This window comes from Pseudomonas sp. LBUM1657, assembly GCF_059716075.1.
The window spans coordinates 4,433,867-4,453,289 of sequence record NZ_CP166799.1; the positions used below are offsets into that span (position 1 = coordinate 4,433,867).

General features: G+C 58.9%; 13 protein-coding genes. 3 read left to right on the forward strand and 10 right to left on the reverse strand.

The window, feature by feature from the left end; genetic code table 11:
• Nucleotides 1-2: 2 nt before the first annotated feature.
• From ACA055_RS20550 to ACA055_RS20575, 6 genes are all read right to left on the reverse strand, one after another.
• Entirely contained in the window at nucleotides 3-3,236 is a 3,234-nt protein-coding gene (locus ACA055_RS20550) for a transporter substrate-binding domain-containing protein (protein WP_497680310.1), read from the reverse strand.
• Entirely contained in the window at nucleotides 3,237-3,863 is a 627-nt protein-coding gene (locus tag ACA055_RS20555; RefSeq protein ID WP_497680311.1) for a response regulator, read from the reverse strand.
• Nucleotides 3,864-3,971: 108 nt separating this feature from the next.
• Nucleotides 3,972-4,385, reverse strand: coding sequence for a response regulator (locus tag ACA055_RS20560; RefSeq protein WP_497680312.1), 414 nt, complete (start codon nucleotides 4,383-4,385; stop codon nucleotides 3,972-3,974).
• 207 nt (nucleotides 4,386-4,592) lie between these two features.
• Nucleotides 4,593-7,295, reverse strand: coding sequence for a magnesium-translocating P-type ATPase (mgtA, locus tag ACA055_RS20565; RefSeq protein ID WP_497680313.1), 2,703 nt, complete (start codon nucleotides 7,293-7,295; stop codon nucleotides 4,593-4,595).
• A gap of 522 nt (nucleotides 7,296-7,817) precedes the next feature.
• Nucleotides 7,818-9,155 (reverse strand): lysine N(6)-hydroxylase/L-ornithine N(5)-oxygenase family protein, encoded by a 1,338-nt coding sequence (locus ACA055_RS20570; RefSeq protein WP_497680314.1) that lies wholly within the window; start codon nucleotides 9,153-9,155, stop codon nucleotides 7,818-7,820.
• Nucleotides 9,156-9,287: 132 nt separating this feature from the next.
• A complete protein-coding gene (locus ACA055_RS20575) occupies nucleotides 9,288-9,770 on the reverse strand; it encodes a sigma-70 family RNA polymerase sigma factor (protein WP_497680315.1) in 483 nt (160 codons plus the stop codon).
• A 320-nt stretch (nucleotides 9,771-10,090) separates the two neighbouring features.
• Here ACA055_RS20575 and ACA055_RS20580 point away from each other — a divergent pair, with 320 nt between their 5' ends.
• The 3 genes from ACA055_RS20580 to ACA055_RS20590 are packed head-to-tail and all read left to right on the forward strand — an operon-like array spanning nucleotide 10,091 to nucleotide 14,639.
• Complete coding sequence (locus ACA055_RS20580; protein ID WP_497680316.1) at nucleotides 10,091-11,263, forward strand: efflux RND transporter periplasmic adaptor subunit; 1,173 nt, start codon at nucleotides 10,091-10,093, stop codon at nucleotides 11,261-11,263.
• Nucleotides 11,264-13,237: a MacB family efflux pump subunit gene (locus ACA055_RS20585; protein WP_497680317.1), complete on the forward strand. Its 1,974-nt coding sequence runs from the start codon at nucleotides 11,264-11,266 to the stop codon at nucleotides 13,235-13,237.
• Between the two features lie 7 nt (nucleotides 13,238-13,244).
• The gene (locus tag ACA055_RS20590) at nucleotides 13,245-14,639 is read left to right on the forward strand and encodes an efflux transporter outer membrane subunit (protein ID WP_497680318.1); all 1,395 of its coding nucleotides are present in this window, start codon (nucleotides 13,245-13,247) and stop codon (nucleotides 14,637-14,639) included.
• A 152-nt stretch (nucleotides 14,640-14,791) separates the two neighbouring features.
• Here the strand turns inward: ACA055_RS20590 and ACA055_RS20595 are convergent, their stop codons facing one another.
• Genes ACA055_RS20595 through ACA055_RS20610 form a run of 4 tightly spaced genes read right to left on the reverse strand, consistent with a single transcriptional unit; the run spans nucleotide 14,792 to nucleotide 19,401 of the window.
• Entirely contained in the window at nucleotides 14,792-16,978 is a 2,187-nt protein-coding gene (locus ACA055_RS20595) for a lipase family protein (RefSeq protein ID WP_497680319.1), read from the reverse strand.
• Between the two features lie 12 nt (nucleotides 16,979-16,990).
• A complete protein-coding gene (locus ACA055_RS20600; protein ID WP_497680320.1) occupies nucleotides 16,991-17,785 on the reverse strand; it encodes a hypothetical protein in 795 nt (264 codons plus the stop codon).
• A 13-nt stretch (nucleotides 17,786-17,798) separates the two neighbouring features.
• Nucleotides 17,799-18,593 (reverse strand): hypothetical protein, encoded by a 795-nt coding sequence (locus ACA055_RS20605; protein ID WP_497680321.1) that lies wholly within the window; start codon nucleotides 18,591-18,593, stop codon nucleotides 17,799-17,801.
• A gap of 13 nt (nucleotides 18,594-18,606) precedes the next feature.
• Nucleotides 18,607-19,401: a hypothetical protein gene (locus ACA055_RS20610; protein WP_497680322.1), complete on the reverse strand. Its 795-nt coding sequence runs from the start codon at nucleotides 19,399-19,401 to the stop codon at nucleotides 18,607-18,609.
• Between the last annotated feature and the right edge of the window lie 22 nt (nucleotides 19,402-19,423).

Consider the following 19,423-nt stretch of genomic DNA (forward strand, 5'->3'; position numbering starts at 1 on the left):
CTTCAGCCCTGCTTGAGGCTCTGGTCCAGGCGCGTCATGGCTTGCAGCAACTGGTCGACGGCTTCGTCGATCAGTGCCGCGCGGCCCTCGCCGCAGGCACGTTCCAGTTGTTCGCAACAGTCGATCAGACCGACCGCCCGGACCATGAGCGCGCCGCCCTTGATGCGGTGCGCCAGTATCTGCAAATCGTGATGATTGCCACTGGCGCGCATCTGCAACAGAAGCTCGCGATCATCCCGGTTAGTCACAGCCAGATCGCGCAGCAATTGTTCGATCAGCTCATGGTCCGCACCGACGTAGCGTTGCAGTTCGCTCAGGTCGATCTCCGAGGTTGAAGGTTCTTCAATCTCTACGGACGCCTCGCCGGTAAACCGCGATGCCAACCATGCGCTCAGGTCCGCCAGACGGATGGGTTTGAACAGGCAGTCGTCCATGCCCGCTTCCACGCAGCGGATCTTTTCCTCGGGTTGCGCATTGGCGGTAAACCCCAGAATCAGCGTCGGCTGCAATCCGTTGGCGCGTTCTTCATCGCGTATCGACCCCGCCAGTTCATAACCACTGACCACCGGCATATTGCAGTCGGTAATCACCAGGTCGAACTCATGTTTGCGCCACTGCGCAACACCGCGCTCGCCATCCTCCGCTTCCAACACGCTATGCCCCAGATAACTCAATTGCCGTGACAGCAGCAACCGATTGGGCGGGTAATCGTCGACTACCAGAATCGTCAGCGGTCGGGTCGGGCTCTGTGTTTCGCGACCGGGCATCTCGCCGGCGGGTAACGGTGGCAACGGGGTCAGCTCGAGGCTGATGTCGAGCCGCGTGCCGCGGCCGAGGACGCTGTCGAGTTGCAACTGGCCACCCATCATTTCGCACAGCGTACGGCTGATCACCAACCCCAGTCCGGACCCACTGCGACCTGACTGCTGGTTGTTGCCGGCCTGCACGAACGGGCTGAACAGTCGCTGCTGGTCGGCGGCGCTGATAGCGATGCCGCTGTCTTCAACGCACACACTTACTGCCAGCGCTCCGGACAAACCGGGCTCGACCCGCAGCGTCAGACTCACTTCACCTGCACGGGTGAACTTGATCGCGTTGCTCAACAGATTGGACAACACCTGCTTGAGGCGCGTGGGGTCGACCCGTACGTCGCAGTCGCTGTACTCGCCCAGCTCGACCCGCCATTGCAGATTCTTCTGCCGTGCCAAGCCTTCGAACACCCGACACACTGATTCCACCAATGCCCGCAGATTCACCCGTTCCGGGGTCAGCGACAGATGCCCGGACTCGATGCGGGCGATGTCCAGAATGTCGCCGATCAAGGCCAACAATTGTTGCGCGGCCGTGGACGCCACCTCGATGGCGGAACGGTCGGTGATGCCCTCGTCCGCCCGCTTCTGCGCCAGTTCAAGCATGCCGATCAACGCATTCATCGGCGTGCGGATCTCATGGCTCATGGTTGCCAGGAACGTGGTTTTGGCGCGGTTGGCTTCGTCGGCGGCGTCCTTGGCCTCCTGCAATTGGCCCAGCAGATGCTGGCGCAGGCGGATCTGCCGGCGCTGGTAGGCGATCCAGCCCAACGCGAGCAACAACAAGGCGCCGGCCGCGGCGAATGCCTGAAGAATGTCCTGCCGATGACGCAGCCAATAGCTTTGCTCCACCATCAGGTCATTGCGCCAATAGTGGGTCATCTCATCGATTTCTTCGGGCGCGATACTGAGCAGCGCCTTGTCCAGAATCGAATGCAACTCAAGGGCCTCTCGACTGGTCGCCAGGGTACTGCGGGCCGGATCGGTGCCGACGGTGCTGGTCACTTGCAGCCGGTCCCGGTAGTGCCGGGAAATCATGTAGCGGGCACCGATCAGTGAATTGATACCGCCGTCTGCCTTGCCCTGGACAACCATATCCATGGCATCCGCCGTCAAGGGAGCATTGGCGAGCTTGATCTGTGGGAAATGCTGGCGAATGAATTCACCGGCGCTGTTGCCCTGAGTGACCGCCAGGGTTTTACCGGCCATTTCATCCAGGGTCGTGGGACTGTTCGGCGTGGTGCGTGTCACCAGCACATTCGGACTGGTCAGAAACGGCCGGGTGAAACGCAATTCGGCTTCACGCTCAATGCTGGGGCTAATCCCGGCCACCACGTCGACCTGTCCGGTCTTGATCCACGCCAACATCTCGGCGACTGATTTTGTCGGTTTGATCTCGAACTGCAACCCCGTGCGCAGACTGATTTTCGCCAATACATCAGCGCCGATGCCGCGAAACTTTCCGTCACTGTCGAAGAAGGAAATCGGCATGAGGTTTTCATTGATCGCCACCCTCAGCAGCGGATGCTGATCGAGCCAGCGTTGCTCGGCCACGCTGAATTGCAGCCGTTGCGTACCTGAAATGAACGTCCCGTTGCCCCCCCATCGACGCAGGATGTTCATTTGCTCATTGGTCGGCACTGCCGCCAGCGCCCTGTTGACGATGCGTTGCAACTGTTCGTTGTCGCGAGTCATTGCGAACGCGAAACGACCGGATTCCATGCGCGAAAAATCCGCCAGTTCGACGTTGTTGAGGTAGTTTTTGCTGATCAGGTAATGAGCGCTGATCGCATCGCCCAGGTACACATCCGCCTGACGAAAAGCGACGGCCCCGACGGCTCCCAGGGTCGAGGGAAACAGCTGAACCTCGGCTTCGGGATAAAACTGCTGAACGCTGTGTTCAGGTAAATAGTGGTACAGCATCGCCAGCCGTTTACCGGCCAGGTCCGGGTCCAGCGGCTGAGGCGAGTCGGTGCCTGTCACCAGCACCGGTTGATCGATGGCGTAGGCGCTGGACATCCGTAACTGCGGATCTTCAGCCTCATAACGATTGGCCGTTCCCAGCAGGTCCGCCGCCCCTAGCTTGATCGCCCGCACTGCGTCTGCTCGCGACGTGTAGCGCTGGACTTCGATCTCCACGTGCAGCAACTGCTTGAGCAGACCGGCGTAGTCCGCCGTCAGCCCTTCGAACGCATGACCCGCGGTGGTGATGTCGAAGGGTGGATAATCCGGCGCAGAAACGGCGAGCACCAGCCGCCCCTTTTGCTGCAACCAGCGCGAATCGCTCGCAGACAGTTCGACCTTGTAACCTTCAACGCTGGAGCGTCCCAACAAGGCCAGTGTTTGTGGTTGTGCAAAGGCGTACGCACCCCATAGCCAATGACTCAGCAATAGCAACGTTGTCAGGCGACGCAAAAGGGTTTTCATTCAGATCAGATGATTGCGCAGGGCGAAATCCCTCAGGTGCACCGCGGATGTCACATTGATTTTTTCGATCAGGCGGGTCTTATAGGTACTGACGGTCTTGTGGCTCAGATTCATGGTCTCGCCGATTGCCTTGTTACTGATGCCACGGGCCAGGTATTGGAGGATGGTCAGTTCGCGGTCGGAGAGCGCATCGATCAACTGCTTTTCGCTGCGTTGCAGCGTGTTCAGTGACACCGAGCTTGAGGACAGCTGAGCGAAGTAGGTGTAACCGGCCATGACCGCGTGCACCGCTTTATGCAAATGCTGCAAATTATTGGTCTTGGAGACAAACGCCGAGGCACCGGCGCGGATGCAACGTTCCTGAAAAAACAAGGGTTCCTGGGACGTAAAGACCAGTACTCGACACGGCACGTCACTGGCTTCGATGCGGGCCAGCACATCCAGCCCGTCGAGCGCAGGCATTACCAGATCCAGCACCAACAGATCAGGTTTATGTTCACGGATCATTGGCAACACCTCGTTACCGCTGCATGCCTCGTGTATCCGCCTGAATCCTTCTTGCATAAGTACGATTTTGACTGCGGCGCGAACCACCGGATGATCGTCCGCAATCAGCACTGACTTCATGGAAACTCCTGTGCAAAGGCACGACGATGGGCCGTGAATGCCCATGGGCCAGGCCCGGGTTAGACGTAACGGCTGCGCGAAGACTGTTGCATGGAAATCCGTACGGCTCTACCTGACAGAAATGACAGTTCCGACGAACGGTAGTGCAGGATCAACGATCGCCATCAGTCGCTCGATGCTCGCTAAATCAGGCAGCAATCCGTGGCTCACCTGAACCGCCTGCTGGACACCGGCACGCGTTGCCGGCAATCGGGCATGCTGGCCGTTGTAGATCAAGGCGTGATGGACCTGCCGGTTATCGCGCAAGAAATCGGGCAGGTTCAACGCCGCGCCGCCCATTGATGCATTGATGACTACCAGATCGAACGGCTCGCAACCGTAGTCGACCAGGGTCAACAGCTCTTCAAGACTGTGTACCGGCGCTATCCGGTAGTAGCCGAGCTGATTGAACAGGCGCTCGATCTTCATGCGGTGAAAATGTTGTTCATCGGCGATCAGGATACGCAAGGCTTTGTTCGGCACAGTGGGCGGCCTTATGGAAGTTGGCAGATTTGTGAGCGCGCAAGGCTACGGAAGACCCACTGAGCTTTATGTAGGACCTTTCCTAAAAACCAGGACGCCTCGTCCACTGGCGGGAGGGGAATTCAAGACAAAAGATCGCAGCCTTCGACTGCTCCTACAGAGATGGATCGTTCCCACGCTCTACGCGGGAACGATCAGTACGACACCCTATTGCCAGCCAAACCGCCGAATGTAGAACCCCTTTACCGCCTGGGTCAGCGCCATGTACGCCAGCAGGATCATCGGCAGGAACACGAAGTACAGCGATGGCAGCGCCTGCAATTTGAAGTAGTGCGCCAACGGTCCCATCGGCAGGAAAATGCCCACGGCCATGATCACTCCGGTCATCACCAGCAGCGGCATCGCTGCACGGCTTTGCAGGAATGGAATCTTCGGTGTGCGAATCATGTGCACGATCAGGGTCTGGGTCAGCAGCCCGACCACGAACCAGCCGGACTGGAACAGGGTCTGGTGGTCCGGGGTGTTGGCGTCGAACACGTACCACATCAAGGCAAACGTAGTGATATCGAAAATCGAGCTGATCGGCCCGAAAAACAGCATGAATCGCCCAACATCCGCCGGCTGCCAGCGCTGGGGTTGCTTGAGCATTTCTTCATCGACGTTATCGAACGGGATCGCGATCTGCGAAATGTCGTAGAGCAGGTTCTGCACCAGCAGGTGCATCGGCAACATCGGCAGGAACGGGATGAACGCGCTGGCCACCAGCACCGAGAACACGTTGCCGAAGTTCGAGCTGGCGGTCATTTTGATGTACTTGAGCATGTTGGCGAAGGTCCGGCGCCCTTCCAGCACACCCTCCTCCAGCACCATCAGGCTTTTTTCCAGGAGGATGATGTCCGCCGCTTCCTTGGCGATGTCGACGGCGCTGTCCACCGAAATACCGATGTCGGCCGTGCGCAGGGCCGGCGCGTCGTTGATGCCGTCGCCCATGAAACCGACGACATGACCGTTGCCCTTTAGCAGACGAACGATGCGTTCCTTGTGCGACGGGGTCAGTTTGGCGAAGACGTTGGTGCTCTCCACCGCCACCGCCAGTTCGGCGTCCGTCATGCGTTCGATATCGTTGCCCATCAGCAGGCCTCGCTGCTCAAGCCCTACTTCGCGGCAGATCTTTGCGGTCACCAGCTCGTTATCACCGGTCAGCATTTTTACCGCTACGCCATGAGCGGCCAGGGCTTTCAGGGCCGGCGCGGTGCTTTCTTTCGGTGGATCGAGAAACGCCACGTAACCGATCAGCGTCAGTGCCTGCTCATCGGCCAGGCTGTACGTATCGCGCCCTTCAATCATCGGTCGCGCGGCGACCGCCACCACCCGCAAGCCTTCAGCATTGAACGTGGCGGTGACCTGGCGAATCCGCGCCAGCAATTCATCGGTCAGCGCTTCATCGACCACGCCGTGACGCACCCGCGTGCACACCGCCAACACTTCTTCCACCGCGCCCTTGCAGATCAGCAGGTGCGAGTGATCCCGCTCGGCCACCACTACCGACATGCGCCGGCGAGTGAAGTCGAACGGGATCTCGTCGACCTTGCGAAACGCCGTGCCGACTTTCAGCTCACGGTGGATTTCCACGTGTTCGAGCACCGCCACGTCCAGCAGATTTTTCAGGCCGGTCTGGTAGTAGCTGTTGAGGTAGGCCATTTCCAGCACGTCATCGGAATCATTGCCCCAGACGTCGACATTGCGCGCCAGGAAAATCTTGTCCTGGGTCAGGGTGCCGGTCTTGTCGGTGCACAGTACGTCCATGGCGCCGAAGTTCTGGATCGCGTCGAGGCGTTTGACGATGACTTTTTTGCGCGACAGAAACACCGCGCCCTTGGCCAGGGTCGAGGTGACGATCATCGGCAGCATTTCCGGGGTCAGGCCCACGGCAATCGACAGCGCGAACAGCAGCGCTTCGGTCCAGTCACCCTTGGTGAAACCGTTGATAAACAGCACCAGCGGTGCCATGACGAACATGAAGCGGATCAGCAACCAGCTGACTTTATTGACCCCGGTCTGAAACGAGGTCGGTGCGCGATCGGCGGCGCCAACGCGCTGGGCCAAGGCGCCGAAATAGGTGCTGTTGCCGGTGGTGAGAATCACCGCCATGGCCGTGCCGGACACCACGTTGGTGCCCATGAACAGAATGTTGTCCAGGTCCAGCGGATTGCAGGTGTCACAGTCCTGCTGGCGAGAGAATTTTTCCACCGGCATCGATTCGCCGGTCATGGCGGCCTGGCTGACGAACAGGTCCTTGGCGCTGAGCACCCGGCAATCGGCAGGGATCATGTCGCCGGCCGAGAGCACGATCAGGTCGCCCGGCACCAATTGTTTGATCGGCAATTCGGTGCGTGGCGCATCCCGGCGCAACACCGTGGCCGTGTTGCTGACCATCGCCTTGAGCGCATCGGCGGCCTGGTTGGATTTGGTTTCCTGCCAGAAGCGCAGCAAGGTCGAGAGCACCACCATGGAGAAAATCACGGTGGCAGCTTTGATGTCCTCGGTCAGCCAGGAGATGACCGCCAGCAACGTCAGCAGCAGGTTGAACGGGTTTTTATAGCAGTGCCACAAGTGGGTCCACCACGGCAGCGGTTGTTCGTGCTCGACTTCGTTGATACCGAATTGTGCGCGCCGAGCATCGGCTTCGAGTTCGCTCAGGCCGTCGGTGTGGCTGCCGAGATTGTCCAGCAGTTGGCCGGTGTCGCTGTTGGCGGCGCTCACTAAAGTTTGCGCCAGCGTCGGCGGGACCTCACGGCTGACCGTGGTGTCGGTGAAGTTTTCCAGCAGCGCCAGTCGACGGAAGTGTCGGGCGAAGTGGCGGGTGCGCAGGAATCCGGCGAAGAATTCTTTGAGCAGGATCAGGTTCATGGCAGTTCCCCCAGGATCAGCCGGGAAACCGTCGAGCAGGCGTGTCAGAGCGCCGCGATGACGACTGGAAAGTCGAACATCACGCACGGTTCAGCGTCGATGAGAGGACGTCGGGACACGGACCGGGACTGGCCGCGTTCGGGATGCCGCTGCTCGCTTTTCGGCGAGACAACGGCACAAAAAGGCTGCGCGTTATCTTGCCGAGGGTATGCCGGTTACTGAAACCGGCCGACAACTGTCACTCGAACAAGTACCCACTGTGGGTCTCCGCTATTGATTGAAAACGCGCGAAGCTTACGCCCCGATTTCTACAGAGTAAACGCTGCAAAGGCGTGGATTGGGGGGAATCACGGGGTTCTTCAGGAAGGGTTCAGCTTTCAAGGTTTGTGGTGTCTTTGAGGCCGTCATCGCGGGCAAGCCCGCTCCCACAGTATCCGGTGGTGTTCACAAAGTCTGTGTCCACATCAGATCCCTGTGGGAGCGGGCTTGCCCGCGATGGCGGCCTGACAGACGCCGAAGATATTAGCTGGCAGTGGCCAACAACAAATCCATCACCGAACGGCCATGCCCACGCGCCTTGCCATGGTCATACAACGAACCGGCAATCTCATCGGCACGGATCGGCAGGATCGACAGCAACGTGTCGCTCAACCCGTGGCTGGCCTGGCAGAAACCCTGCATATAAATGCCGGCCTTGCAGCGTTCGTCGGTGATCAGTTTGTAGTTGCGATCAACCTCGAAATCACCCAGGTACTGCTCCAGCGGCGCCAGCAGTTTGCGGTGCATCTGGCGCTCATAACCGGTGGCCAGAACGACGGCGTCGTAAAGACGAACCGTGACTTCACCGGTGGCGTTGTTGCGCACCGCCAGTTCGATGCCGCGCTCGGTGGCGGTGGCTTTTTCGATAGTGGTCAGGGTGCGGAACGTATGACGCGCGATGCCCGAGACTTTCTGACGGTAGAAAATGCCGTAGATGCGCTCGATCAGGTCGATGTCCACCACCGAATAGTTGGTGTTGTGGTACTCGTTGACCAGACGCTCGCGCTCGCCGCTCGCCTGCTGGAACACCAGGTCGGTGAACTCCGGCGAGAACACTTCGTTGACGAAAGGGCTGTCGTCCGCCGGCTTCAGCGCCGAGCCGCGCAGGATCATGTCCACCTGCACCGACGGGAAGCTGTCATTCAAGTCGATGAAGGCTTCCGCCGCGCTCTGCCCGCCGCCGATGATCGCGATGCTCATTGGTTGGTTGTTCACGCACGGCTGCTTGGCCATTTGCGCCAGATACTGGGAATGATGGAACACGCGACTGTCACCCTTCAGCGCCTTGAACGCTTCGGGAATGCGCGGCGTACCGCCAGCGCTGACCACCACCGAACGGGTGGTGCGAACGTGCTGCTGGCCTTGTGTATCGCGAGAAATCACCCGCAGCGCTTCGACCTGCTGGTTGTGCAGCACCGGCTCGATGGTCAGCACTTCTTCGCCGTAGCGGCTCTGGGCTTCGAATTGCCCGGCGACCCAGCGCAGGTAGTCGTTGTACTCCATGCGGCACGGATAGAAAGTGCCGAGGTTGATGAAGTCCACCAGTCGGCCGTGGTGCTTGAGGTAATTCACGAACGAGTAAGGGCTGGTCGGGTTGCGCAGGGTCACCAGGTCCTTGAGGAAGGAAATCTGCAACTCGCTCTGGGTCACCAAAGTGTTGCCGTGCCAGCGGTAGTCGGCCTGCTTGTCGAGAAACAGAACATCCAGCTCGCCCTGGCTCGGCCCGCGCTCTTGCAGAGCGATGGCCAGCGCCAGGTTCGAAGGGCCGAAACCGACGCCGATCAGGTCGTGAACGATGGGCGATGCAATTGCCTGTGTCATTTCCAGTGTCCTCTGGATGAACCCCTCAACTACGGGGAGGAAGCCTAAGTGACCTGGCCGGCCTTGAGCAGGACAGCAGATCGTCTGTTGAGTAGGAACGAGGACAATGAAAAAAAATTTAACCGCCAGAGATCAATGGGCGTCCCATTGCAGCATCCGCACCCGACAATGCTTCATCGCATTGACGATGTGTTTTTCCACCAGGGCCCGGGAAATACCCAGGTGCGCGGCGATTTCCGGGTGGGACAGGCCATCGATCTTGCGCAGCAGGAAACTCTCGCGGCACAGCCTGGGCAATTCCGCCAAGGCACGCTGGAGCATCTCCAGGCGCTGGCCGTGATCGAGACAATGATGGGGAGACGGGGTGAAGTAGCGCTCTTCGTTGTCCAGCACGTCCAGCGACTCGACCTGACGCAGGGCATTGCGCCGATGGTCGTCGATTACCAGATTGAGCGCGGTGCGATACAAAAACGCCCGGGGCTGCTCGATCGGCGTGTCGCTGGAGCGCTCCAGTACCCGCAAATAAGCGTCATGCACCACATCTTCGGCCACCTGACGGTTGCCCAGCTTGGCGTTCAGGAAACACACCAGCTCGCGATAGTAGTTTTCCAACATGACTCCCGGCCGCACGGGTGCGGTTTCTATCCTTGAGCCAGATCGACGACCGCCGAAATGGGCAGTGGCACGATAGTGGCAGTTCGAGGTGCGTAATTTATAGTAATTCTCATATAGATTTAAAGTACTGCTTTGCCTTGCCCGACAAATAGTCTTGAACTACACGTGTAACGCTATGTGTCCGCGGCTAAATTCCCCGCTGCTTTTCTCGTATAAAGGACAGCTCCCCGTCTCTGTCGGCTTCCCGACAGCGTTCAACTGTTGCCGAATTTTGTGCGCAGGCTGGACGACGGGCCGATATTCATTGGCCGGAACCCTGCATGAAACGTCCCCGACAGACCCGACGCGCACTGCTTGTAGCACTTTGTCTGATCCCCGTTATCGCCGTCGCTGCCTGGCAAATCCTCCCGCCCGGTCGCGATCAGTTCGCCACCGTTCAGGTCACCCGCGCCGACATTGAGAGCAGCGTCACGGCCCTGGGCACCCTGCAGCCTCGGCGTTATGTCGACGTCGGCGCGCAGGCGTCCGGGCAGATCCAGAAGATCCACGTGGAAGTCGGTGACGTGGTGAAAGAAGGCCAGTTGCTGGTGGAGATCGATCCTTCCACCCAACAGGCCAAACTCGACGCCGGGCGTTTCTCCATCGAAAACCTCAAGGCGCAGCTCCAGGAGCAACGGGCGCAGCACGATCTCGCCCGACAGAAGCACCAGCGCCAGCAGAACCTCAAGGCCGGTGGCGCCACCCGCGAAGAGGACGTGCAGACCGCCGAGGCCGAACTGCGCGCCACCCAGGCCCGCATCGACATGTTCCAGGCGCAGATCCGCCAAGCCCAGGCCAGCTTGCGCAGCGATCAGGCGGAACTCGGTTACACGCGAATTTATGCGCCAATGAGCGGAACCGTCGTCGCGCTCGATGCCCGTGAAGGCCAGACCCTCAACGCCCAACAGCAAACGCCGTTGATCTTGCGCATCGCCAAGTTGTCGCCGATGACGGTCTGGGCCGAGGTGTCGGAAGCCGACATCGGTCACGTCAAACCCGGCATGACGGCCTGGTTCACCACTCTCAGCGGTGGCAACCGGCGTTGGACCAGCACCGTGCGACAAATCCTGCCGGTGCCGCCCAAGCCGCTGGACCAGACCAGCCAGGGCGGCGGCAGCCCCGCCAGCTCAAGCAAAAGCGGCAGCGAGCGGGTGGTGCTGTACACCGTGTTGCTGGACGTCGACAACGCCGACAACGCGCTGATGGCGGAAATGACCACGCAAGTTTTCTTCGTCGCCGATCAGGCGAAAAACGTTCTCACAGCGCCGATTGCGGCCCTGCAAGCAGGGACACAAGCGGATAGCCAGACCGCGCAAGTGGTCGCCAAGAACGGCAGCATTGAGCAACGCGACGTGCGCACCGGCATCAGCGATCGCTTGCGGGTGCAGATCCTCGAGGGCTTGCAGGAAGGCGATCACCTGCTGATCGGCCCTGCCGACGGGAGTGGCGGCTGAATGCTGACGCCCCTGATCGACCTGCAGGACATCCGCAAATCCTACGGCGGTGGCGACACCCCTGAAGTGCACGTGTTGCGCGGCATCGACCTGTCGATTCACGCCGGGGAGTTCGTGGCGATTGTCGGCGCGTCCGGCTCCGGCAAGTCGACGCTGATGAACATCCTCGGCTGCCTCGACCGTCCTACCTCGGGCGAGTACCGCTTTGCCGGGGAAAACGTCGCCGCCCTCGACAGCGACGAACTGGCCTGGCTACGCCGCGAAGCCTTTGGTTTCGTGTTCCAGGGTTACCACTTGATCCCGTCCGGCTCCGCCCAGGAAAACGTCGAGATGCCGGCCATCTACGCCGGCACCCCGGCGGCTGAACGTCACGCCCGCGCCGCCGCCCTGCTCGACCGGCTCGGGCTGGCCTCGCGCACCGGCAACCGTCCGCATCAGCTCTCCGGTGGCCAGCAACAACGGGTGTCCATCGCCCGCGCCTTGATGAACGGCGGCCATATCATCCTCGCCGACGAACCCACCGGCGCCCTCGACAGCCACAGTGGCGCCGAGGTCATGACCCTGCTCGACGAACTGGCAAGCCAGGGCCACGTGGTCATCCTCATCACCCACGACCGCGAAGTGGCGGCCCGGGCCAAACGCATTATCGAAATTCGCGACGGGCTGATCATCAGCGACAGCGCGCAAGACAACCCCGACGTACAAACCTCCGCCAATCCCGGCGCACTGCAAGCGGTGGACCTGCGCAAGCGCCTGACCGAAGGCGCCGAAGCCACCGGCGCCTGGAAAGGCGAGCTGGTCGATGCCGTGCAAGCGGCCTGGCGGGTGATGTGGATCAACCGCTTTCGCACCGCACTGACCTTGCTCGGGATCGTCATCGGCGTCGCGTCGGTGGTGGTGATGCTGGCCGTCGGTGAAGGCAGCAAGCGTCAGGTGATGGCGCAGATGGGCGCGTTCGGTTCCAACATCATTTACCTCAGCGGTTCGGCACCGAACCCGCGAACGCCCCTGGGCATCATCACCCTGGATGACGTCGCGGCGGTGGCCAGCCTGCCGCAAGTGAAACGGATCATGCCGGTCAATGGCCAGGAAGCCGGGGTGCGTTTCCGTAACCTCGACCACTTGAGCTACGTCGGCGGCAACGACACCAACTTCCCGGCGATCTTCAACTGGCCGGTGGTGGAAGGCAGCTATTTCACCCAGGCCGATGAACAGAATGCGGCAGCGGTCGCGGTGATCGGTCACAAGGTGCGGACCAAGTTGCTCAAGGACGTCGCCAACCCGATCGGCCAATACATCCTGATTGAAAACGTGCCGTTCCAGGTGGTCGGCGTGCTCGCCGAAAAAGGCGCCAGCTCCGGCGACTCCGACAGCGACGATCGCATCGCCATCCCCTATTCAGCAGCCAGTGTGCGGCTGTTCGGCACCCACAATCCGGAATACGTGGCCATCGCCGCGGCCGATGCGCGCAAGGTCAAAGAGGCGGAAATAGCCATCGAGCAATTGATGCTGCGCCTGCACAACGGCAAAAAGGATTTCGAACTGACCAACAACGCGGCGATGATCCAGGCCGAAGCGCGCACGCAAAATACCCTGTCGCTGATGCTCGGCTCGATTGCCGCGATTTCGTTGTTGGTGGGCGGTATCGGTGTGATGAACATCATGCTCATGACCGTGCGCGAACGGACCCGCGAGATCGGTATCCGCATGGCCACCGGCGCCCGCCAACGGGACATCCTGCGCCAGTTCCTTACCGAAGCGGTGATGCTGTCGGTGGTCGGCGGACTCGCCGGGATCGCCTTGGCGATGGTGGTCGGTGGCGTGCTGATTCTCAGCGAAGTCGCCGTGGCGTTCTCCCTGATAGCGGTGCTCGGCGCCTTCGGCTGCGCCCTGGTCACCGGTGTTGTCTTCGGCTTCATGCCGGCCCGCAAAGCTGCCCGGCTCGACCCGGTCACGGCCCTTACCAGTGAATGATCTATCCATGAAGCCGCAACTCAGCCTGTTGACCCTTTGCCTGCTGCTCGGCGCCTGTGGCAGTCCTGCCCAGCGCCCGGACAGCGGCATCCAGCCGCCCTCCTCCTGGCAATCGCCACACACTGAAAGCGCCACGCGCAGCAACCTGCAATGGTGGACACAATTCGGCAGCCCGCAGCTTGATCGCCTGATCGAACAGGCCCGGGTCGGCAGTTACGACCTGGCCGCCGCCATCGCCCGGGTGCGCCAGGCACAGGCCGACACGGTAATCGCCGGCGGTACGCGGCTACCAGAGGTCAAGGCCGGCCTGAACGCCAATCGCCAGAAACTGCTGCGCGGCAACGGCTACAGCCAGCTCGATGCCGACGGCGATAACAAGGCCGTCGATTACTTCAACGCCAACCTCACCGCCACTTACGAAATCGACTTCTGGGGCGGCCAACGTGCGTCCCGCGACAGTGCGCAGTTTGGCCTGCAGGCCAGCGAGTTCGATCAGGCGACCGTGGAGCTGACGCTGCTCAGCGGCGTCGCCAACAGCTACGCGCAAAGCTTGTCGCTGCAAGAGCAACGTCGCATTGCCGAGCTGAACCTGGCCAACGCGCAGGACGTCTTGAGACTGGTGCAGACGCGCTTCGACTCCGGATCGGCCACCGCCCTGGAACTGGCGCAGCAGAAGAGCCTGGTCGCGGCGCAACAACGGCAATTGCCGCTGGTGCAGCAACAGGCCCAGGAGTCGTTGATCAGCCTCGCCGCGCTCCTTGGTCGTCCGGTTCAGGAACTGTCCCTCGGTCAGGAGCGCTTTGATCAGTTGTCATGGCCCACCATCGCGGCCGGGGTGCCCAGCCAATTGCTCAGCCGTCGACCGGACATCGCTCGCGCGGAAGCGCAACTGGCCGCCGCCCAGGCCGACGTCACCGTCGCCCGCGCCGCCATGCTGCCCGCCGTGACCCTGACCGCCGAGATTGGCTCCGGTGCAGACCGCGCCGGCGACATCCTGCGCAACCCTTTCTACAACCTCACCGCCGGTTTGCTCGCGCCAGTCTTCAACAACGGTCGCTTGAGCGCCGAGCGCGACAAGGCGACGGCCCGTCACGAGGAACTGCTGGAGACGTATCGCGGGGCGATCATCAATGGTTTCGCCGACGTGGAAAAAGCGCTGAACAGCATTCGTGGACTGGACGAACAGCGCCAGTGGCAAGGCGAAGAACTGAACCAGGCGCAGACCGCTTTCAACCTCGCGCAAAACCGCTATCAGGCCGGGGCGGAGGATTTGCTGACGGTGCTGGAAACCCAGCGCACGCTGTATGCGGCGCAGGATTTGAATGTGCAGCTGCGGTTGTCGCGGTTGCAGGCGAGTATTGCGTTGTACAAGGCGCTGGGTGGAGGGTGGCAGGCTTTGTAATTTGCGGTGCCTGTCAGGCCGCCTTCGCGAGCAAGCCCGCTCCCACATTTTGATCTCGGGTGTTCACAAATAATGTGTTCACTGGAGATCTAATGTGGGAGCGGGCTTGCTCGCGAAAGCGATGTTTCTGAGTATGAAGAGGCCCGGTTTATTCAAACAATCGAATCAATATCGAGGGTATGCGGCGCCCCAATGGTGTGCCCGTAGATCGAGGACAATAGCGCGTCACTATTCGCGCTCTCCGGTGCCATGGCCAACTGTTCGGCGGCTTGGTTTTCCGGATGTGCCTGCCAGCGCGGCAGGTTGTCTGCCAGTTGTTCCGGTTGCGCTGAAAGCGTTCCGTAAACATCTTTTTCGCTGACCCTCAGGTACCGAAGCGTCGCCAGCCGAGCCCGTGTTGTTTGTACGTTGTCGATCTCATGATTGAGGGCATCGACAACCTTTTCATGGGCGCGTCTATAGGCATCAGGCCTGGCCAGCAAATCACGCCGTTTATTACGCAACTGCTGAGTGACGCTTGCCAGTGCAGCTTCTACCCGTTCGAATTCCCGCTCGGTGACCAGTGAGCGTTTCGACGCCTGCGCTTCTTGCCAACGCCTCAGCGCTGCCCAGCACGCTGGAATGTACCCGCCCACCATCGAGTGGTTGCCGGCGTTGAAAATTTGAGACAGCAGCGACGGCCGATCCGGTAGTCCGTTTTTTTGCTGGATTGCCACGGTGCAAGCGGCATGTTGGGTAATGGTGTCGCAACCCGGCTCCCACAGGATCGAGGACTTTTCCTTGCGACCAAATTCCACCGGCATGGCATGCCGCAAAGTGCCGTGGTGTTCGTAGGGCTCGCCCGTCCAGTTGGTGATGCCCGCGAAAAACACAGACAATCCGGCAGGTACGTTGACGAAGATCAGCGCCGCTCCAGCGCCATACACTTCGGCCTTGGTGTTCATCCAGCTGCCGGGCACGCTCGGCACCGGGTCGTTGTGGTTGACCATACGGTAATGCACCAGCGGCGCTGCGCCTTTGGCGAAGTTGGCGTCACCGGCGCGGGGGGCGCCGTAGGTGTAGAGCTGAATGTCGTAGCTTTCCGTTCGGCGACGCAGCATTTCCGAGAGCAACAACGCCACTGCGCCACCGAGGCTGTGGCCGCAGATCAGAAGTTTTTGCCCGGAGTAGAATTTATCCAGGTATTTCACGACGAAGTCGTAAGCTTTTTGCGCAGACTCGTAGAAGCCACGATGTACTTTGCTGTCGGCGTCTTCAAACGGCACTTGGAGTGCATCTGCATCGCGTAGGCCATCTGCCATAAGTTCGGATGTTCCACGCACGGCAACCAGGATCAGTTCGTCGTTGTGTGTAACGAACGATTGGGTATCAGTCGCTTTCGCTTCACGCTTTCTGTCATCGAGAAAGTGAATTTTCGCAGGATTTTCCTGATCATCTTTCAGATCAGGTTTGTTAACCGCATAAAGGTCTGGATCGAATGGCACGATTTCCAGACGCTTGGAGTACGGCACATCCTCATACAGAGGGTAGAAAGCTTTGGTCTGCCCCGCATCGACACGCCACAGTTCATCGGATTTGGCCAACGCATCTCCGAACCAGTTTCCTACGCTCGGTTGCAGCGGGAAATTTACAGGGGCTTTTTCAATGGGGAGCTTTTCAGGTTTCATGCCAAAGGGGCAGTAGCTCAAGGTAGCCATCAATGCGAGTTGATAGAGGTTCAGGGCACAAAATTCGGGAGCAGTCGACAGCATTGGTCGCAACGCTCGCAAAGGCCGCACTTCCAGAACCGTGTGTTTAAGCGGCATCAGTGCAACACCCTGCTTGCCATGTTCACCCATGATTTTCGCTCTGCCCTGCCTATGCGGGTAATGTCGATAGACCTCAGGCGGCAGGTGAGAAGTATGTTTAACCAAATGGCGCACTTCCACTTGGAGGAATTCGTCGGCACACGCTTGGGCGGGGTTGTTTTTTGTGCGGGTTGAGTTTTTGTTCAAATAGCGGGTTTGCTCCGCGCGTACTTGTAATTCCGTAATTTCGAGCGGGTAGTGCGGCCTTGTTATTAGATCTTTGTAAGGAGGATCAGCTCCTTGGTATTGCTGGTCAACGATTAGGGCAATGGGTCCAGCAAAGTGGTTACTTACCTTACCTGTTCCCGTGAGATCCAAGTACCCATTATATTTCTGGCCTTCCGAGTCAATCGCTGTATAGGCCAGTCCCGCGTAAGGTTCGCCAGAACCTAGTTCGTCGACCAGTTGGAAGCTGGTCCATTTGCCTTGTATGGGGCACGTCAGCACGGTGCTGCTCAACGGTGATGCCAATTCTTGTTCCAATGACGTCATGTCCAAATCTCCTTATTCAGTGCATCCGGGGTAAATGGTGCAGATGCGGCCATCCACCATCTTGAAGGTGCTGAAATCTGTGTAATTGCCGTTGCAATAAGCACGTTGATCATCAAAACCTTTGCCCATGCAGCGCTTCCAGCCACCGGGCACTTCGACCCATGTGTCTCCCCAACCGGGCCTCTCCTCATCGGCCAATTTGATCTTCATCTTCACGGTTTTGCCCGGAAGCTGATCGAGGGTGTAAGCGGAAAACGGATGTCCCCGGTCCAACGTGCCCTGTGCATCAGCCGCTTTGCAGTCAAGGATTTTTCTGAGGACGCGAGGCTTGCCGGAGGTGCGAAACAGCCACTGACATTGACCGTAAAAAGCACTTTCCCCCGTTTCGTCGAAAGAGCTTTTGTACTTGTCTTCCACCTCATCGCGTATGACTACTGTGGCAAAATCCCCACCGAAATCGCCTCGTGCTTTGCCGTAGGAGGAATTGATTTCCAGATCAATTTTCCAGATAACCAACGGGCAGCCACTGACTGTCCTGTACATAGCGATTTCAGAAGCCGGCATGTAACTTTCACGCCATTTCATGTTGTACCCAACTTCCGTGTCTCTTTCCCCGGGCACGGTGCAGATTTCGCCCTTGGCGGGCACATATACGGCGATAGCCTGATAAGCAAAATCGGGCGGTAAGTCGGCGGTGAAGGTGAATGAGTCCTGCTGATTCTTTGCACATCCTGTGATCAATGCGATGCAGCAACTCAAGGTTGAAAATTTCAGTAATAACTTCTGGTGCGAAGAAAAAATTGGCATTTGATTAATGTCCTTATTCCGTACAGCCGGGGTAAATTGTGCAGATGCGCCCATCCACCATTTGGAAGGTGCTGAAATCGGTGTGGTTACCGAAGCAAAAAGCGTCTTGATCCTCAAAACCTTTACCCATACACCGCTTCCAACCACCGGGCACCTTGACCCATGTGTCTCCCCAACCGGGCTTTTCCTCCGCCGCCAATTTGATCTTCATCTTCACTGTCTTGCCCGGCAGCTGGTCGAGGGTGTAAGCGGAAAACGGATGTCCCCGGTCCAACGTGCCCTGTGCATCAGCCGCTTTGCAGTCAAGGATTTTTCTGAGGACGCGAGGCTTGCCTGAGGTGCGAAACAGCCACTGACATTGACCGTAAAAAGCACTTTCCCCCGTTTCGTCGAAAGAGCTTTTGTACTTGTCTTCCACCTCATCGCGTATGACTACTGTGGCAAAATCCCCACCGAAATCGCCTCGTGCTTTGCCGTAGGAGGAATTGATTTCCAGATCAATTTTCCAGATAACCAACGGGCAGCCACTGACTGTCCTGTACATAGCGATTTCAGAAGCCGGCATGTAACTTTCACGCCATTTCATGTTGTACCCAACTTCCGTATCTCTTTCCCCTGGCACGGTGCAGGTTTCGCCCTTGGCAGGCACATATATGGCGATGGCCTGATAAGCAAAATCGGGCGGTAAGTCGGCGGTGAACGTGAACGTATCCGGCTGATTCTTTGCACAGCCTGTGATCAATGCGATGCAGCAACTCAAGGCTGAAAATTTCAGTAATAACTTCTGGTGCGAAGAAAAAATTGGCATTTGATTAATGTCCTTATTCCGTACAGCCGGGGTAAATTGTGCAGATGCGCCCATCCACCATTTGGAAGGTGCTGAAATCGGTGTGGTTACCGAAGCAAAAAGCGTCTTGATCCTCAAAACCTTTACCCATACACCGCTTCCAACCACCGGGCACCTTGACCCATGTGTCTCCCCAACCGGGCTTTTCCTCCGCCGCCAATTTGATCTTCATCTTCACTGTCTTGCCCGGCAGCTGGTCGAGGGTGTACGCCGAAAATGGACGGCCGCGTTTAGGCTCACCCTGTTCATCAGTTGCTTTGCAGTCGAGGATTTTTCTGAGGATGCGTGGCTTGCCTGCAGTACGAAACAGCCACTGGCACTGACCGTAAAAGATGCTTTCACCTGTTTCACTGAAAGTGCCTTTGTTCTGCTCCTTCAGTTCATTGCGAATGGTAACCAGGGCGCTATCCCGACTGATGTCCGCCCAGTCCTTGCCATAAGCGGACTTGATCTCCAGCTTGATGCGCCTAACCACCAACGGGCAGCTTTTGCGCGTTATGCGAATCTCTATTTCAGAATCGGGTTTGTATTCTTTTCGCCATTCGTAATTGAAAACAGGCGCCAAGTTGTCCTTTGTTTTAACGGTGCAGGTTTCACCTTCGGCGGGGACGTAGTAAACCGCTGCGACGTATGCAAAATCGGGCGGTAAATCAGCGGTGAAGGTGAACGTATTCGGCTGGCTAGTGGCACAGCCTGCCGTTAATGCGAGGCAACAACCCCAGGCAGGGCTTTTAAACAGCGACATCGCCTGCGATCTCAACGTTGTCATTGAGTAATGTCCTTATTCAATG

Coding starts and splice junctions, on each gene's coding strand:
- ACA055_RS20600 (WP_497680320.1), bottom strand. CDS start 17,785: ATGCCAATTTTTTCTTCGCACCAGAAGTTATTACTGAAATTTTCAACC.
- ACA055_RS20610 (WP_497680322.1), bottom strand. CDS start 19,401: ATGACAACGTTGAGATCGCAGGCGATGTCGCTGTTTAAAAGCCCTGCC.
- ACA055_RS20550 (WP_497680310.1), bottom strand. CDS start 3,236: ATGAAAACCCTTTTGCGTCGCCTGACAACGTTGCTATTGCTGAGTCAT.
- ACA055_RS20570 (WP_497680314.1), bottom strand. CDS start 9,155: ATGACACAGGCAATTGCATCGCCCATCGTTCACGACCTGATCGGCGTC.
- ACA055_RS20580 (WP_497680316.1), top strand. CDS start 10,091: ATGAAACGTCCCCGACAGACCCGACGCGCACTGCTTGTAGCACTTTGT.
- ACA055_RS20585 (WP_497680317.1), top strand. CDS start 11,264: ATGCTGACGCCCCTGATCGACCTGCAGGACATCCGCAAATCCTACGGC.
- mgtA (WP_497680313.1), bottom strand. CDS start 7,295: ATGAACCTGATCCTGCTCAAAGAATTCTTCGCCGGATTCCTGCGCACC.
- ACA055_RS20575 (WP_497680315.1), bottom strand. CDS start 9,770: ATGTTGGAAAACTACTATCGCGAGCTGGTGTGTTTCCTGAACGCCAAG.
- ACA055_RS20595 (WP_497680319.1), bottom strand. CDS start 16,978: ATGACGTCATTGGAACAAGAATTGGCATCACCGTTGAGCAGCACCGTG.
- ACA055_RS20605 (WP_497680321.1), bottom strand. CDS start 18,593: ATGCCAATTTTTTCTTCGCACCAGAAGTTATTACTGAAATTTTCAGCC.
- ACA055_RS20590 (WP_497680318.1), top strand. CDS start 13,245: ATGAAGCCGCAACTCAGCCTGTTGACCCTTTGCCTGCTGCTCGGCGCC.
- ACA055_RS20555 (WP_497680311.1), bottom strand. CDS start 3,863: ATGAAGTCAGTGCTGATTGCGGACGATCATCCGGTGGTTCGCGCCGCA.